Raw genomic sequence first — 14377 nt, 5'->3', positions numbered from 1 at the left:
TTGGCGCAAAAATCCCTATGTGCGCGCCGATCATGGCAACCAAAATTCCTGAAGCGCCGAAGGTCGGCATGGTGTCACTCGGCTGTCCCAAGAACCTGGTCGACAGCGAACGCATCCTAACGAAGCTGCGCTCCGACGGCTATCTGATGTCCGCCGACTATGCTGGCGCGGACGTGGTGCTGGTGAATACCTGCGGCTTCCTCGATTCCGCGAAGGAGGAATCGCTGGAGGCGATTGGCGAGGCGATCGCCGAAAATGGCCGCGTCATCGTTACCGGCTGCATGGGCGATGAGGCGGACGTGATCCGCTCCAAGTTCCCGCAGGTGCTGGCCGTTACGGGGGCGCATCAATATGAGCAGGTGGTGAATGCGGTGCATGATGCTTCGCCGCCGGTGCCCAATGCCTTTGTCGACCTGGTGCCCGAAGGCGGGCTGAAGCTGACGCCGCGTCACTACAGCTACCTCAAGATTTCGGAGGGGTGCAACCATCGCTGCTCCTTCTGTATCATTCCCTCGATCCGGGGCGATCTGGTGTCGCGCAGGATCGATGCGGTGCTGCGCGAGGCGGAGAAGCTGGTGCATGCGGGGACGAAGGAATTGCTGGTGATCAGCCAGGATACTTCGGCCTATGGGGTCGATACCCGGCATGAGCCGCGCAGCTGGAAGGGCCGCGAGGTTCGGGCGCATATGACGGACATGGCTCGCGAACTGGGTCAGCTGCGGACCAGCGAAGGCGTGGCTCCATGGGTGCGGCTGCACTATGTCTATCCCTATCCGCATGTGGATCATGTGATCCCGCTGATGGCGGAGGGGCTGCTGACGCCTTATTTGGACATTCCGTTTCAGCATGCTTCGCCCACTGTGCTGAAGGCCATGAAGCGGCCCGCCAATGAGGCGAAGGTGCTGGACCGCATTCGCAAGTGGCGGGGCATCTGCCCGGACATCGCGATCCGGTCGAGCTTCGTCGTCGGCTTCCCCGGTGAGACGGAGGCGGACTTCCAGTATCTGCTGGATTGGCTGGACGAGGCGCAACTCGATCGCGTGGGGGCGTTCCGGTTCGAACCGGTTGAGGGCGCGGCGGCGAACGAGCTGCCCGGCGCAGTGCCGGAAGAGGTCAAGGAAGAACGCTACCAGCGGATCATGGAGAAGACCGCCGCAATCTCGGCCGCCAAGTTGCAGGCGAAGGTCGGACGCGTACTGCCGGTGATCATCGATGAGGTTGGCGACGCTGACGAGGACGGATCAATCGGCGCCACCGCGCGGAGCCAGGCGGATGCGCCGGAGATCGACGGGAATGTGTTCCTGCGGGACGTTGGCGAAGGGCGGAAAGCTGGCGACATCCTCGACGTGGTGATCGAGGATGCCGACGAGCATGATCTTTACGGAGCGCCCACGAACGCGTCCTGATATTCGGTCTTGATCGTTTTCAACATGGCGGCATCGACGGCCAGCGGCACTTCATAGGTCCCTTCGGCATAGGAACCTGCGCTGTATGGGCCGATGACGACGACGATCCGGTCGATCAGCTTGCCACCGCGCGAGGTGGGGACGAGGACTTCCTTCATCGGGTCGATGCACTGGGTGAAGGGATCGTCGCCGCGCATGATCGGCCCGCCACGCTTCTTCGCGCGGGCCTTGTCCAAGCCGTCGCAAAAGGAGTCGTGGATCGCGGCGGCGAAGGCGGCGGGTGAGGTCATGAGCGCCTGCACGCTGGTTTCCCGCTTACGCGCCTTGTCCCACAGCAGCACGTCATAGCCGGTCATGCCATGCGCGCCGCCGGTGTAGGTGTAGCGGCTGGAACGAAGCGAGAGGAAGCGCGGCGTGTCGGCAGCTAAGGTCCAGCGCGTTTCCAGACTATGGGCGTGGAAGGGAAAGCCGGACTGCTGCGCCGATTTGCGGTCGTCCGCCGCCATCTTGAGCGCGTCCGCCTTTCCGCTTTCCATGTCCTTGCGGAATTTGGCGGCGATCTCCGGCACGGCGGAGGCTTGCGCAGGCCAGGCATAGAGGAATTCCAGCAGGTCGGTCTTTTCGGCCTGCTGAAAAGGCTGGGACGGCGGCTTTGGCTGTTTCGCGCCTGCCATACGGTTGACGAAATTGGCCGTGGCGACATCATTGCCGGGGTCAGCGACATTATCCGTTGCCTGATCGCCAGCCGAGGGAGAACATGCACAGAGAAAGAGGGCCAGTCCTGCGACCGGCCCTGCCCTCATTCGCATTGGTAAGCGCTGCATCAGTGCGGCTTGGCCGCCAGACAACGTTCGCTGATCGCCTTGCGGGCGTAGCTGCTCTGAAGGACGGCGGCGGCGTTGGGCCAGCCTTCCGCGATCAGGGCTTGCTCGACCTGATGCGCGCCATCGAACCGCCCGGTTTCGGCGAGTTGATAGGCACGCGCACGAAGCGCCTGCTGCCGCGCATTATCGCCATGCATTACCATGTCTCTCTCCTTGCCTGTTTGCGTTGCCATCAATCTAGACCCTTTGCCGGTCAGGGGCAAATGCGGGATGGTCGAGCCGAGCCGCCGACATCGCAAAAATGGGGCTTTCCAACCCCCTCATCCTTGTCCAGAATCCCGCCATGACCGATTATTACGACCTGCTGAAAGCAGACAACAACCAGCCCGCTCATATGATCCAGATTGTCGACGCGGAAAGCTTCGAAAACTGGCTTTCCGCGCAGCCGCAGTGCGTCCGGACGATCGTCGCGGCGCAAAAGTTCGCGGGCAAGGGATATGAGCATGCGATCATTCCGGGAGATGATCCTTCGGACTGGTCGGTGGTCGCGGGGGTGGCGAACAAAGCGAAGCTCAGCAGCTGGTGCCTCGCCAAGCTGGCCGAGACATTGCCCGAGGGTCAATATCGGCTGGCGGACGGGACGGCCGGGCCAGCCATGCTCGGCTGGCTGACGGCGCAATATCGGTTCGACCGCTATCGCCGCGATGAAAACGCCGTTGGGCCGCGCGTGCTGCTGACCAGCGAGGTTGCGCAGATCGATGCGGCGGTCAGGCTGGCCGAAGCGGTGGCGCTGGTGCGCGACCTCGTCAACATTCCCGCTGGGGACATGGGGCCTCAACAGTTGGAGGAGGAAGCGGCGAAGGTCGCGGAAGCCTTTGGCGCCCGCTTCACGGTGACGAAGGGTGACCCACTGGAGCAGGGTTTCCCGATGATCCATGCCGTGGGCCGGGCAGCGGGCAAGGACTTTGCCCCACGCCTGATCGAATTAAGGTGGGGTGATGCCAAGCATCCGCGCGTCGCTATCATCGGCAAGGGCATTTGCTTCGACAGCGGCGGGCTGGACATCAAGCCATCGTCGGCCATGCGCCTGATGAAGAAGGATATGGGCGGCGCGGCCCATGCGGTCGCGCTCGCCCGGTTGATCATGGGCGCGCGCCTGCCGGTACAGTTGCACCTGCTGATCCCGGCGGCGGAAAATGCGGTAGGGGGCAATGCCTTCCGCCCCGGCGACATATTGCGCAGCCGCAAGGGGCTGACGGTGGAGATTGGCAATACCGATGCGGAAGGTCGGCTGGTGCTGGCCGATGCCTTGGCGCTGGCGGGAGAGGATGAACCGGAACTGGTCATCGACTATGCGACGTTGACCGGCGCGGCGCGGGTGGCGGTGGGTCCCGACCTCCCTGCCCTGTTCACCAATGATGACGCATTGGCCGCTGAAATGGAGGCGGCGGGTAACGAAGTGGACGACCCGAGTTGGCGCCTGCCATTATGGGATGGCTACGCCGACATGCTGAAATCGGACATCGCCGATATCAACAATGCGGGCGAAGGCGGCTTTGCGGGTGCGATCACCGCCGCGCTGTTCCTGAAGCGGTTCGTGCCGGACAAGGCGAAGTGGCTGCACCTCGACACCTTCGCCTGGCGGCCGTCGCCAAAGCCGGGGCGACCAAAGGGCGGCGAGGCATTGGGCCTGCGCGCCGTTTTCCGCATGCTGGAACAACGTTATGAAAAATCAGGGCAGAAATGAACTTCGGCATGGGGCCGTTACGCAACCGGATTGTGCATCGTGCGTTACGGGGGCATGGATGCCGCTTCTGCACAGGAACAGACTACTGAGCTGAACCGCCCAGGTCTGAAACAACTTGCCCAATGGATGCGCACGCTGGTCGATTATGTGCGATCCGGCAGGCCCGACCTTACCAACCGGCAAATGGCGCTGATGATGACCGTTTACATCGGCGCAGGGCCGCATACCGTGCGGGGACTCGCCGAGGCGCTGCATGTGTCGAAGCCGGTTATTACCCGCGCGCTGAACAAGCTTTCGGCGCTCGGATATCTTCGCCGGGAGCGGGATGCGGCCGATCGGCGTAATATTTTCATCACCCGGACCCCAAAAGGGGCGGAATTCCTTGACGCGTTTCACCATTTCATCGCAGGAACCGGCCGCGATGAACGCCACGACTTCAACTCTGCGGGACGCACCGCCTGAACGCATTCGGTTCAAACTTGACGGACGCTCCGTCAAGCTGGACAGCCGCATCCACGCCGCGCGCGGCGACCTGGCCGACCTGTCACTGGCAGGGGTGCTGTTTTCGGCCCATTATGCCCGTTCGATTGAACTGACCTGCGTTGCGGCGGGAACGCCGCTGCTGTCCTCAGCAGCCGTCACGGCTACGGCAGTCAGCGAATTGCTGCGCGGCGAAAGCTTCCATGCACTGGACATGACCACGGACTGGGCCTGGGGCTTTTGTGGGCATGACGGCTATGTCGGCTATGTGCGGCGCGAGGCGCTGGACACCCATGAAGAGACTAATCACCGGATTTTTGCTGGCACCGCGCCCCTATTCAGCGCGGCCGACATCAAGTCGCCCATTCGCGATTATTGGCCGGGCGGCGCGCTGTTCACCGGGCAGGCAGCGGACGGATTCATCGCTTGTGCCGAAGGATATGTCCATGAGCGGCATGCCGTCAGCGCCGACGCGACGGAAAGCGATTGGGTCGCCGTGGCGCTGCGCTACCTTGGCCAGCCCTATGTCTGGGGCGGACGGGGCCATCGCGGTATCGACTGTTCGGGACTTGTGCAGGTCGCGCTGGGTCAGTGCGGGATCAAGGCACCGCGCGACACGGATTTGCAGCGGGAAGGCATCGGCAACCCCCTGCCCTCCGACGAGCCGTTGAAGCGCGGGGACTTCGTCTTTTTCCCCGGTCATGTCGGCATCATGACGGACGGCGACAATCTGCTGCACGCCAATGCCCATTGGATGGCCGTAGTAGTCGAACCATTGGCGGACGTGGTCGGTCGGCTGGCGGCGGACCATGCGGAACCGATAATTTCGCGGCGGAGGATCGGCGCGTGACTCACAAGATTTTCGTCGACGGCGGCGTCGGCACCACCGGGCTTGAGATTGTCGAGCGGCTTGCCGGACGGCCTGAACTGTCCTTCATCGCGCTGGACGAGGATAAGCGGAAGGACGCGGCGGCGCGGCGGGAGGCTTTGAACGCCGCCGATATCGTCATCCTGTGCCTGCCCGACGATGCCGCGCGCGAAGCCGTGGCACTGATCGACAATGACCGGACGCGCGTGATCGATGCATCGACCGCGCATCGCGTGGCGGACGGCTGGACCTATGGCTTTGCCGAGTTGGAGCCGGGGCATCGGGAAAAGCTGGCGAACGCGCGGTTCGTGTCCAATCCGGGGTGCTGGCCGACCGGATTTCTGGCGCTGGTGCGGCCATTGGTGCTTGGCGGCCTGCTGCCTGCCGACTGGCCGGTGACGGTGTCGGGCGCGTCGGGCTATTCCGGCGGCGGCAAGGCGATGATCGCAGAGTTTGAAGGGACAATCGGCGCGCCGAGCGCGTTCCGGCCCTATGGGCTCAGCATGACGCACAAGCATATTCCGGAGATGCTGCGCTATTCGGGCCTGTCGCATCCGCCGATCTTTGCGCCCGCGGTGGCCAATGCCTATCGCGGCATGATCGTCGAAGTGCCGTTGCAGCTGCGCGCGATGACAGATGCCCCCAAGGTCGGGGACATTCATGCGACGTTGGCCGAGGCCTATGCGGGATCGCCGATCGTGAGCGTTGCTTCGCTTGAGGACAGCGCGGCGATGGGTCAGATCGCGATCGAGCATGTCGGCGCGACGGATCGGCTGGCGCTGTTCGTGTTCGGCAATGAGGATGCGGGTCAGGTGCGGCTGGTGGCGGCGCTCGACAATCTGGGCAAGGGCGCGGCCGGGGCTGCGGTGCAGAACCTCAATATCCTGGCTGGATTGCCCGAGACGGCGGGGTTGCGGCTCTAGGTCACCGACTCATTATGCCGCAACCAAATCCTGATTGAGGCGAGTTGGACGGAGGCGAGGAAATTATCGTCTCGCTTGTCGTATCGGGTGGCGATGGCTCGGAAATGCTTGAGTTTGTTGAAGAAGCGTTCGACGAGATTGCGGTAGCGATAGAGGAACGGGCTGAAAGCCGGGATGCGTTTTCGGTTTGGCATTGGCTTGACGCAGGCCCATGCACCGCGCGCCGCCAAGGCATTGCGCATGGCGTCGCTATCGTAGGCACGGTCGGCCAGCAGGACGCAGCCTTTGCCAAGACCATCAAGCATATCGTCGGCCGATCGTCCGTCATGGGCCTGTCCTTCGGTCAGCTTTAGCCCGATGGGGAGGCCAAGCGCATCGACCAGTGCATGGATTTTGGTGGTCAGGCCGCCGCGCGAGCGACCCATGCAACGGGATCGGCCATCTTTTTTTGGGCGTTGGCAGCGTGCTGGTGGACACGGATCGACGAGGAGTCGATCATCTGGATATCCCCTTCGTAAGCTGCTGACACCGCTTGCAATATGCGCGCCCAATGACCTGCCTTGCGCCAGCGGTTGAAGCGGTTCACGCAGGTCGTGTGCGGACCATAGCGTGCCGGAATGTCCGCCCAGGGCGCACCCGTGCGCAACCGCCAGAATATCCCGTTCAGTACCCGCCGATCATCGACCCGCGCCACTCCGCGAACCTTGGTCGGAAGCAGCGGCTCGATCACCGACCACTCGAAATCCGTCAGATCAAAACGCGCCAAAGCCAGTCTCCCTTCATCGGGAAACTGAATCAGAAATCACGCCCGTTGGAAATCCCGTTTATGGGTATGTAACCTAGGGCGCGCTCGCTGATGGTTTAAGCGGATCGTCTTACACCCAAGCATCCGCATCGAGGCCCCTTTTCCGTCACCCCGGGCTTGTCCCGGGGTCCCGCTGCCTGGGCGGCATTAGATAAGAAGCGAGACCCCGGATCAAGTCCGGGGTGACGATCAGTCAGGCTCTAATGAACCGTGCCGAGTGGCGCGTCGTAGGTGAGCAGCACGATCAGCCGCTCGATCTGACGCCAGTGGCAGAAATGGATATGGTTGCCGAGGTCGCGGCTGCGATCGGCACGCGCGGCGGCTTCATAGCCCGCATTGTCACCGAAGGCTGCCATCAACTCCGCTGCGTCATCATAGCTTTTGCGGTCGGAAAGATATGGCAACTGCATGTGAACCCCCGAAAATTTCTCGCCGCGATGGAAACCAAAGGTTCAATTGCCGTGCCAGTTTCCCGCTTCCACGGATAGCGGCGGCTTTCGAGGGTGAATGGGCCGTTAGCCAAGTCCCGTTGCGGCACAGTCGTCCTGCAACGGGACTGGGCTGTCTCCCGACGGGACTGGGCTGTCCCGCGACGGGGCGATCAGCAAAGGCTCTGGCCTTGGCGGGCGGGTCGTGGCAAGGGCGGTGCCGATGACGAATGGCAAGAAGAATCCGACCGGCGCGGGCGCCATCATCGCACTGCTGATCCTGGGCGGCGCGATCATTGGCGGTATGATGGGGCAACCGAGTGCGGGGCTGCTGGCCGGAGCGGCGCTGGGGGGCGTAATCGCTCTGTTGCTGTGGTTGCGCGAACGGGGCTGACGGGGCGCCTTGCCGCGCGGGAATTCGCAGCATAGACAGGCGGCATGAAGAAGCATCTGATCGCCATCACCCTTATCCTCCTGCTGATCGCCGGGGGCGTCATTTTCTATCTGGCGCAAGGGGATACGGCGCAGTTGGCGGCGGGTGAGGATACGGGGAAAGAGCCGGTTTTCACCGCCCCCCGAAGCGAACTCATCCCTACCATCAACGTCGCCGAAGTGAAGGCCTGGACGGCGGGCGAGAAGCCGGTGGCGGCGAAGGGCCTTGCCGTGGCGCGCTTTGCCGAGGGGCTGGCGCATCCGCGATCGATGCTGGTCCTGCCCAATGGCGACATATTGGTGGCCGAGACGAACAGCCCGCCCCGCCCCGCCGGGGGGATCGTGGATCGGGTGATGACCTATTTGATGGACAAGGCTGGCGCGGGCGGGCCTTCGCCCAATCGCATCACCTTGCTGCGCGACGCGGATGGCGATGGACGCGCGGAGGTGAAGACGGCTTTCCTGACCGGGCTCAATTCGCCCTATGGCATGGCACTGGTGGACGGAACGCTTTATGTCGCCAATACGGACGCGCTCATGGCTTTCCCCTATAAAGAGGGCGAGACGCGGATCACCGCCAAAGGTCGCAAGATCCTGAACCTGCCCGCGAACGCGCCCAACATGCACTGGACCAAGAGCCTGGTGGCTGGCCCCACGGGGCTGCTCTATGTTGGCGTTGGGTCGAACAGCAATATCGCGGAAGACGGCCTGGATGGGGAGGCAAACCGCGCGGCGGTGCTGGAGGTCAATCCCATGACCGGCGATTATCGCATCTACGCTTCGGGCCTGCGCAATCCGGTGGGGCTGGCTTTCGAACCCAAGAGCGGCGCTTTGTGGGGCGTCGTGAATGAGCGCGACATGCTGGGCAGCGATCTGGTGCCAGATTATCTGACGCGGGTGGAGTTTGGCGGCTTCTATGGCTGGCCGTGGAATTATTGGGGCGGATATGAGGACCGCCGCGTGCAACCGCAACGGCCGGAAGTGCGGGAATATACCAAGCGGCCCGACTATGCGCTGGGCAACCATGTCGCGCCGCTGGGGCTGGCCTTCGCCGACAAGGTGAAGATTGGCGGGGCGTTTACGAACGGCGCATTCGTCGGGCTGCATGGGAGCTGGAACCGCAAGCCTGCCGCCGGTTACAAGGTGGTGTTCGTGCCCTTCGAGGCGAATGGCGAGGTGAGCAAGGCCAAGCCCGTCGATGTGCTGACCGGCTTTCTGGATGCCGATGGCCATGCGCGGGGGCGGCCCGTGGATGTCGCGGGCGACGCGAAGGGCGCGCTGCTGGTCAGCGACGATGTCGGCGGCGTGATCTGGCGGGTGACTGGCAGCAAGTGATTGAGAGCGCGATCGCATTACGCGGGCGCATCCGCATCAAGGCTTCTTTTCCGTCACCCCGGACTTGATCCGGGGTCCCGCTGGCTGGGCGGCGTAAGATAAAAAGCGGGACCCCGGATCAAGTCCGGGGTGACGACAACTCTAACATGATCATGCTTATGGACGATTTCCAAGCGCTCGGAACCGAGTGCTAGTTAGGAAATCGCGGCACACAAAGGATCAGAGCGCGCGGCCGTTGCGGCCCGCCAGTTCAACCACATATTGCCAGGCGACGCGGCCCGAACGGCTGCCGCGCTGGGTTGCCCACTGGATGGCTTCGAGCGGGTCGAAACTGAGGCCGAGGCTGTCCGCATAGCCGGTGACGATGTCGACATAGGCCTGCTGGTCGATGGCGTGGAAGCCGAGGCTGAGGCCGAAGCGATCGGACAGCGCCATCTTGTCATCGATGACGTCGCGTGGATTGACCGGGTCATCCTGCTCCGACAGGTGGCGCGGGACGATGTGGCGGCGGTTAGAGGTGACATAGAGGCGCACATTCGCGGGCCGTGCGGCCGTGCCGCCCTGTAGCAGCGACCGCAAAGCGCGCGCGTCTCCCACGCCGTTTTCGTCGAACCCGAGATCGTCGAGGAAAAGGATGAAGGGGCGCTGCGTCGTGCGCAGGAGGGAGAAAAGACGCGGCAGGCTGTTCAGTTCATCGATCGCGCATTGCAGCAAGGCGATGTCAGCGCCTTCCCGCTGGAGCCGGTCGACGACGGCGGCGACGACTGCGGACTTGCCCGTTCCGCGCGCACCCCAGAGCAGCGCGTCATGGGCAGCATGGCCAGCGGCGTGGCGGCGGGTGTTTTCGAGCAAAGTCGCCTTTTGCGCCTCGATACCGGTCAGAAGGTCGTAATCTACCGGGATGAAGGCATCGACGGCCTGGATCGCGGCGCCGTCCCAAACATAGGCGGGTGCGGCGGCGAGGTCGGCGGAAATGGCCGGTGGCGGCGCGATCCGTTCCAGCGCTTCGGCGATACGGCTGAGAATTTCGTCTTCCATGCGCCGGGCTTAATCCCCGTCCCCCGCCCCGGCAAGCGGCGTGGCCCTGTCATTCTTCTGTCGTAATGGACTTTTACTCTGCCGCGCTGGAGCTTATATCGCGGGGCCGTGACCATCCCAAATCCTGCCTATTCCACCCGGATCAGCCGCTATGGCGCCGAAGCCCTGCGCGAAGCCGCTTTGCTGATCCGCGCGGGCGAGCCGGTCGCGGTGCCGACAGAGACGGTCTATGGGCTGGCCGCCGACGCGACGGACGAAAGCGCGGTCGCGGCGATCTACAGCGCCAAGGGGCGGCCTAGCTTCAACCCGCTGATCGTGCATGTTTCGGACAAGGAGATGGCCGGACGGCTGGCGATCTTTTCACCCGTGGCGGACAAGCTGGCGGCGCGATTTTGGCCGGGCGCGCTGACCATGGTACTGCCGGTACGGGAAGACGGCGGCCTGTCATCGCTGGTGACGGCGGGCTTGCCGACCGTCGCCCTGCGCTTGCCCGCCCACCCCGCCATGCGCGCGCTGATCCGGGAAAGCGGGCGACCACTCGCCGCGCCATCGGCCAATCGCAGCGGTGCGATCAGCCCGACGCGGGCGGAACATGTGCTGGCCAGTTTGAATGGCAAGGTGCGGCTGATCCTGGACGAGGGGCCGACAAGCGAGGGACTGGAGTCAACGATCGTCGCGCCGGAGGACGACCGTATCCGGCTGTTGCGGCCCGGCCCGGTGACGGCGACGATGCTGGAGCAGGCGACGGGCCTTCCGGTCGTGACCGGCGCGGCCGATGCGAACATCGAGGCGCCGGGCCAGTTGGAAAGCCATTATGCGCCGTCAAAACCGGTGCGGCTGAACGCGCTGCGGGCGGAAAAGGACGAATATCTGATCGGCTTTGGCCTGATGCCGTGCAATATCAATTTGAGCCCGGATGCCGATGTGCAGGAGGCTGCGGCAAATCTTTTTGCGGCGCTGCATGTCGCCGATGCGAGCACGGCGACGCATATTGCGGTGGCGCCGATCCCGGATGTGGGGATTGGAGTGGCGATCAACGACCGGTTGCGGCGGGCGGCGGCTTAGGGGTTTATGGACTTTAGCGCCGTTCTGGTGGAGCCTTTCGACAGGCTAAGTGCGGACGGAACCTACGACATGATCATGTTTGAGTGATCGTCACCCCGGACTTGATCCGGGGTCCCGCTTCTTATCTGGCGCTGCTGAGGCAGCGGGACCCTGGGTCAAGCCCAGGGTGACGGAAAAGGGCCTTAGTGTGAATACTTCCGTGTAGACGATCACACTCTAGATTTGGTCATACAACGTCAGCGGAACGTCGCCCCGCCTCAATCACAGTCCCGATAGCCAGCGCGTTTGCATTCGCGGCGGCGTTGTTCATCGGCTTTCTTGCGGTCGCGCGCTTCCCTGGCCTCCTGCTTGCGCATATGGCGGCCATAGTTGCGGTCGGATTCTTCCTGGCTGGTGGTGGCCCAATCTGCGGCCTGCGATCCGGCGCGAACTGGCAGGGTGGCTACGTCCAGCGCCGTCTTTGCGATGCAGCCCGGGAGGGTCAGCATTATTCCGGCTGCGGCAATCGTCGCGAATGGGCGCATTGATATTCCCCTGTGAAATCCCCGCGTGAATGGCATGGCCGGGATTAACCTTAGCCTAAGCGATTTTGCAGGGAATCCACTTTATTCCCGTTCGGGCTGAGCCTGTCGAAGCCTCTTTCTTTTTAAGAGGAGCCGTTGGCTTCGCCGGCCTTCGGCTCGACAGGCTCAGGGCGAACGGAGTAGAGGATGGGATCAGCCCTCGATCCGTTCCGCAAATCCCTTGCGCAGTTTTGCGAGTTTGGGGGGAATGACCGCCATGCAATAGGGGTTACGATCGCCGACGCGGTCCCAATATTTCTGGTGATAATCCTCGGCCGGATACCAGGGAGCGTCCGGTTCGATCGTAGTGACGATCGGATTGACATGGTCCGGTTGCGCGCGGGCGATAGCGGCCTTGGCTTCCGCTTCCTGCTCCGGCGAATGGGGGAAGATGGCGGAGCGATATTGGGTGCCGATGTCGTTGCCCTGACGGTTCAGCGTCGTCGGATCATGCGTCGCGAAAAATATGTCGAGCAGGTCCCCATAGGAGATCATCTCCGGGTCAAAGGCGATGCGGATCGCTTCGGCATGGCCGGTCGCGCCCGAGCAGACCTGCTCATAGCTGGGGTTTGGCAACTGACCGCCTAGATAACCGCTTTCGACCGACCGGACGCCTTTCAGATTTTGATAGACCGCCTCGGTGCACCAGAAGCAGCCACCTGCCAGCGTCGCGATTTCTTCGGCCATTCGCTTGGTTCCTTATCCTGTGTGGAGCACAAGATAGGAATGTTCAGCCAGTCGTTCCAGCCTGCCCAGTGGCTACCTCTGCCTTGGCACGTTCTTCGGCGACCAGTTCCTTGCGCGACAGCTTGCCGACCAGCGTCTTGGGAAGATTCAACCGGACCTCGACCTCGCAGACTTTTTCATGCTTTCCGAGTTGGGGATTAAGCCATGCCTTGAGCGCCTCGCCGTCCGTCTTCGCGCCTTCCTGAAGCGTGACGAACGCTTTGGGGGACTCGCCGCGATAGGGATCGGGGATGCCGATAACGAGCGCCTCTTTCACGTCGGGGTGGTGGTAGAGCACCTCTTCCACCTGGCTGGGGAAGACCTTGAAGCCGCCGACCGCGATCATGTCCTTCAGGCGGTCCACGATCTTCACATAGCCATCCGCGTCGATCAGGCCGACGTCGCCGGTGCGCAGCCAGCCGTCGATGAAGACTTCCTTGTCAGCGTCGGGGCGCTGCCAATAGCCCTTCATGATCTGAGGACCGGCAAAGACTAGTTCGCCCGGTTCGCCGGGCGGCGGCGGCCGTGTGGGGTCTTCCCGATCCACGAGCTTTACGCGCGTTCCGGGGACGGGCTGGCCCACGGTGCCGGGCTTGTTCAGCCCTTCATAGGGGTTGGAGCAGACGACCGGGCTGCTTTCGGTAAGGCCATAGCCTTCGCACAGCTTGGCGCCGGTGGTGGCTTCGAACCGTTTCTTGAGTTCCAGCGGCAAGGGCGCGCCGCCCGAAATGCACAGACGCAGCGAGGAGAAATCGATGTTCGGCGTCGCCGGATGATCGAGCAGCGCCTGGAACATGGTCGGGACGCCGGGCATCGAGGTGGGGCTGGTCCGCTGAATGGCGGCGAGCACCTGCACGGCTTCGAACCGGGGCAGCATCACCATTTCACCCCCGTTCAGCACCGTGCGGTTGAGGACGCAGGTGTTGGCGAAGACATGGAAGAAGGGCAGGACCGCGAGGATGCGATCGACGGCTTCAGGATGCGGATCGATCAGCCGAATCTGCCGCGCATTGGCGGTCAGGTTCTGATGGGTGAGCATCGCGCCCTTGGGCCGCCCGGTGGTGCCGCCGGTATATTGCAGCAGGGCGACGTCGTTGACCGGATCGATTGCGACCGGCGCGGGGTCCTCGCCGTGGCGCAGCAGGTCGGCATAGCTGGTGATGCGCGGGTCGTTCGGGACCGGCGCGGTTTCCTTGCGCTTGAAGAGGCGGAACAGCACCGATTTCGCGGGAGGCAGCACCTCCGCGACGCAGCCGACGATCAGCCGTTCGAGGCTGCTATTGTCGAGCACCTCCTGCGCGGTGGGCAGTAACGCCTTGGCAGACAGGGTGAAGAGGATTTTCGTGCCGCTGTCCTCGACCTGATGTTCCAGTTCGGCGGCGGTATAGAGGGGGGAGAAATTGACGACGGTCGCGCCTGCCATCATCGCTCCATAATAGGCCGCGACATAATGGGGGACGTTGGGAAGGTAGAGGCCTACCCGATCACCCTTGCGCACGCCCAGATCCTGAAGCCCCTTCGAGACCCGGCGGATGACATGGAGCATGTCGCCATAGGTCGTCTTGCGGCCGAGGAAGTCGATCATCACGGCATCGGGATTGGCCGTCGCGCTGTCCACGACCATGTCCACCATCGACATGGGAGGGAAGGACTGATCCCAGGGGAAAGGATGATTATAATGGTCTTTCCAGACCGTCTCGATGCTCTCCATTAACGGAGATGTATGTCAGGCCCCTA

Annotated in this window: 16 protein-coding genes; 8 read left to right on the top strand and 8 right to left on the bottom strand. The window is 63.1% G+C overall.

Annotation, left to right across the window (positions count from 1 at the left end; translation table 11 throughout):
- Window positions 1-17 precede the first annotated feature (17 nt).
- The gene (rimO, locus tag ACZ5YV_RS02065) at window positions 18-1406 is read left to right on the top strand and encodes a 30S ribosomal protein S12 methylthiotransferase RimO (RefSeq protein ID WP_464788362.1); all 1389 of its coding nucleotides are present in this window, start codon (window positions 18-20) and stop codon (window positions 1404-1406) included.
- On the opposite strand, the gene ACZ5YV_RS02060 is transcribed toward rimO, so the two are convergent.
- Window positions 1379-2230 (bottom strand): DUF4163 domain-containing protein, encoded by an 852-nt coding sequence (locus ACZ5YV_RS02060; protein WP_464788361.1) that lies wholly within the window; start codon window positions 2228-2230, stop codon window positions 1379-1381. The genes rimO and ACZ5YV_RS02060 overlap by 28 nt on opposite strands.
- On the bottom strand, window positions 2230-2433 hold the full coding sequence (locus tag ACZ5YV_RS02055) for a hypothetical protein (protein ID WP_460987665.1): 204 nt from the start codon (window positions 2431-2433) through the stop codon (window positions 2230-2232). Before ACZ5YV_RS02055 ends, ACZ5YV_RS02060 begins: the two co-directional genes overlap by 1 nt.
- A gap of 140 nt (window positions 2434-2573) precedes the next feature.
- On the opposite strand from ACZ5YV_RS02055, the gene ACZ5YV_RS02050 reads away from it, so the two are divergent.
- The 4 genes from ACZ5YV_RS02050 to argC are packed head-to-tail and all read left to right on the top strand — an operon-like array spanning window position 2574 to window position 6248.
- Complete coding sequence (locus tag ACZ5YV_RS02050; protein ID WP_464788360.1) at window positions 2574-3977, top strand: leucyl aminopeptidase family protein; 1404 nt, start codon at window positions 2574-2576, stop codon at window positions 3975-3977.
- A 54-nt stretch (window positions 3978-4031) separates the two neighbouring features.
- Complete coding sequence (locus ACZ5YV_RS02045) at window positions 4032-4439, top strand: MarR family transcriptional regulator (RefSeq protein ID WP_464789127.1); 408 nt, start codon at window positions 4032-4034, stop codon at window positions 4437-4439.
- A complete protein-coding gene (locus ACZ5YV_RS02040; RefSeq protein WP_464788359.1) occupies window positions 4399-5307 on the top strand; it encodes a C40 family peptidase in 909 nt (302 codons plus the stop codon). The genes ACZ5YV_RS02045 and ACZ5YV_RS02040 overlap by 41 nt, the downstream gene beginning before the upstream one ends.
- Window positions 5304-6248 (top strand): N-acetyl-gamma-glutamyl-phosphate reductase, encoded by a 945-nt coding sequence (gene argC / locus ACZ5YV_RS02035; RefSeq protein ID WP_464788358.1) that lies wholly within the window; start codon window positions 5304-5306, stop codon window positions 6246-6248. Before ACZ5YV_RS02040 ends, argC begins: the two co-directional genes overlap by 4 nt.
- On the opposite strand, the gene ACZ5YV_RS02030 is transcribed toward argC, so the two are convergent.
- Together ACZ5YV_RS02030 and ACZ5YV_RS02025 are read right to left on the bottom strand one after the other, a co-directional pair.
- Window positions 6245-7014 (bottom strand): IS5 family transposase gene (locus ACZ5YV_RS02030; protein ID WP_464788357.1). Its coding sequence is split into 2 segments (ribosomal slippage): window positions 6245-6697 and window positions 6700-7014, totalling 768 coding nucleotides; the frame shifts between segments, so codons are not numbered across the junction. The genes argC and ACZ5YV_RS02030 overlap by 4 nt on opposite strands.
- 239 nt (window positions 7015-7253) lie before the next feature.
- Window positions 7254-7463 carry a hypothetical protein gene (locus tag ACZ5YV_RS02025; RefSeq protein WP_464779152.1) on the bottom strand — a complete coding sequence of 70 codons (210 nt, stop codon included), beginning with the start codon at window positions 7461-7463 and terminating at the stop codon, window positions 7254-7256.
- 241 nt (window positions 7464-7704) lie between these two features.
- Between ACZ5YV_RS02025 and ACZ5YV_RS02020 the strand changes: the two genes are divergently transcribed.
- Window positions 7705-7875 (top strand): hypothetical protein, encoded by a 171-nt coding sequence (locus ACZ5YV_RS02020; protein WP_464788356.1) that lies wholly within the window; start codon window positions 7705-7707, stop codon window positions 7873-7875.
- Window positions 7876-7919: 44 nt separating this feature from the next.
- Complete coding sequence (locus tag ACZ5YV_RS02015) at window positions 7920-9248, top strand: PQQ-dependent sugar dehydrogenase (RefSeq protein WP_464788355.1); 1329 nt, start codon at window positions 7920-7922, stop codon at window positions 9246-9248.
- A 219-nt stretch (window positions 9249-9467) separates the two neighbouring features.
- Here ACZ5YV_RS02015 and ACZ5YV_RS02010 read toward each other — a convergent pair whose 3' ends face one another.
- Window positions 9468-10286, bottom strand: coding sequence for an ATP-binding protein (locus ACZ5YV_RS02010; protein WP_464788354.1), 819 nt, complete (start codon window positions 10284-10286; stop codon window positions 9468-9470).
- Window positions 10287-10394: 108 nt separating this feature from the next.
- Between ACZ5YV_RS02010 and ACZ5YV_RS02005 the strand changes: the two genes are divergently transcribed.
- Complete coding sequence (locus ACZ5YV_RS02005; RefSeq protein WP_464788353.1) at window positions 10395-11351, top strand: L-threonylcarbamoyladenylate synthase; 957 nt, start codon at window positions 10395-10397, stop codon at window positions 11349-11351.
- Window positions 11352-11608: 257 nt separating this feature from the next.
- On the opposite strand, the gene ACZ5YV_RS02000 is transcribed toward ACZ5YV_RS02005, so the two are convergent.
- The 3 genes from ACZ5YV_RS02000 to ACZ5YV_RS01990 all read right to left on the bottom strand — a co-directional run bounded on the left by ACZ5YV_RS02000 (window position 11609) and on the right by ACZ5YV_RS01990 (window position 14351).
- Window positions 11609-11875 carry a hypothetical protein gene (locus ACZ5YV_RS02000; RefSeq protein ID WP_464788352.1) on the bottom strand — a complete coding sequence of 89 codons (267 nt, stop codon included), beginning with the start codon at window positions 11873-11875 and terminating at the stop codon, window positions 11609-11611.
- 192 nt (window positions 11876-12067) lie between these two features.
- Window positions 12068-12601, bottom strand: coding sequence for a peptide-methionine (S)-S-oxide reductase MsrA (gene msrA / locus ACZ5YV_RS01995; protein WP_464788351.1), 534 nt, complete (start codon window positions 12599-12601; stop codon window positions 12068-12070).
- 43 nt (window positions 12602-12644) lie between these two features.
- A complete protein-coding gene (locus ACZ5YV_RS01990) occupies window positions 12645-14351 on the bottom strand; it encodes a long-chain-fatty-acid--CoA ligase (RefSeq protein WP_464788350.1) in 1707 nt (568 codons plus the stop codon).
- Window positions 14352-14377: the final 26 nt, after the last annotated feature.

It is taken from the genome of Sphingobium sp. TomTYG46, from assembly GCF_055396345.1.
This window is presented reverse-complemented; position numbering and strand designations above follow the sequence as displayed.

What these genes read in the sequence shown, in the direction of transcription:
- rimO (WP_464788362.1), top strand. Translation starts at nt 18, where the DNA reads ATGTGCGCGCCGATCATGGCAACCAAAATTCCTGAAGCGCCGAAGGTC.
- ACZ5YV_RS02060 (WP_464788361.1), bottom strand. Translation starts at nt 2,230, where the DNA reads ATGCAGCGCTTACCAATGCGAATGAGGGCAGGGCCGGTCGCAGGACTG.
- ACZ5YV_RS02055 (WP_460987665.1), bottom strand. Translation starts at nt 2,433, where the DNA reads ATGGTAATGCATGGCGATAATGCGCGGCAGCAGGCGCTTCGTGCGCGT.
- ACZ5YV_RS02050 (WP_464788360.1), top strand. Translation starts at nt 2,574, where the DNA reads ATGACCGATTATTACGACCTGCTGAAAGCAGACAACAACCAGCCCGCT.
- ACZ5YV_RS02045 (WP_464789127.1), top strand. Translation starts at nt 4,032, where the DNA reads ATGGATGCCGCTTCTGCACAGGAACAGACTACTGAGCTGAACCGCCCA.
- ACZ5YV_RS02040 (WP_464788359.1), top strand. Translation starts at nt 4,399, where the DNA reads ATGAACGCCACGACTTCAACTCTGCGGGACGCACCGCCTGAACGCATT.
- ACZ5YV_RS02025 (WP_464779152.1), bottom strand. Translation starts at nt 7,463, where the DNA reads ATGCAGTTGCCATATCTTTCCGACCGCAAAAGCTATGATGACGCAGCG.
- ACZ5YV_RS02020 (WP_464788356.1), top strand. Translation starts at nt 7,705, where the DNA reads ATGACGAATGGCAAGAAGAATCCGACCGGCGCGGGCGCCATCATCGCA.
- ACZ5YV_RS02015 (WP_464788355.1), top strand. Translation starts at nt 7,920, where the DNA reads ATGAAGAAGCATCTGATCGCCATCACCCTTATCCTCCTGCTGATCGCC.
- ACZ5YV_RS02010 (WP_464788354.1), bottom strand. Translation starts at nt 10,286, where the DNA reads ATGGAAGACGAAATTCTCAGCCGTATCGCCGAAGCGCTGGAACGGATC.
- ACZ5YV_RS02000 (WP_464788352.1), bottom strand. Translation starts at nt 11,875, where the DNA reads ATGCGCCCATTCGCGACGATTGCCGCAGCCGGAATAATGCTGACCCTC.
- msrA (WP_464788351.1), bottom strand. Translation starts at nt 12,601, where the DNA reads ATGGCCGAAGAAATCGCGACGCTGGCAGGTGGCTGCTTCTGGTGCACC.
- ACZ5YV_RS01990 (WP_464788350.1), bottom strand. Translation starts at nt 14,351, where the DNA reads ATGGAGAGCATCGAGACGGTCTGGAAAGACCATTATAATCATCCTTTC.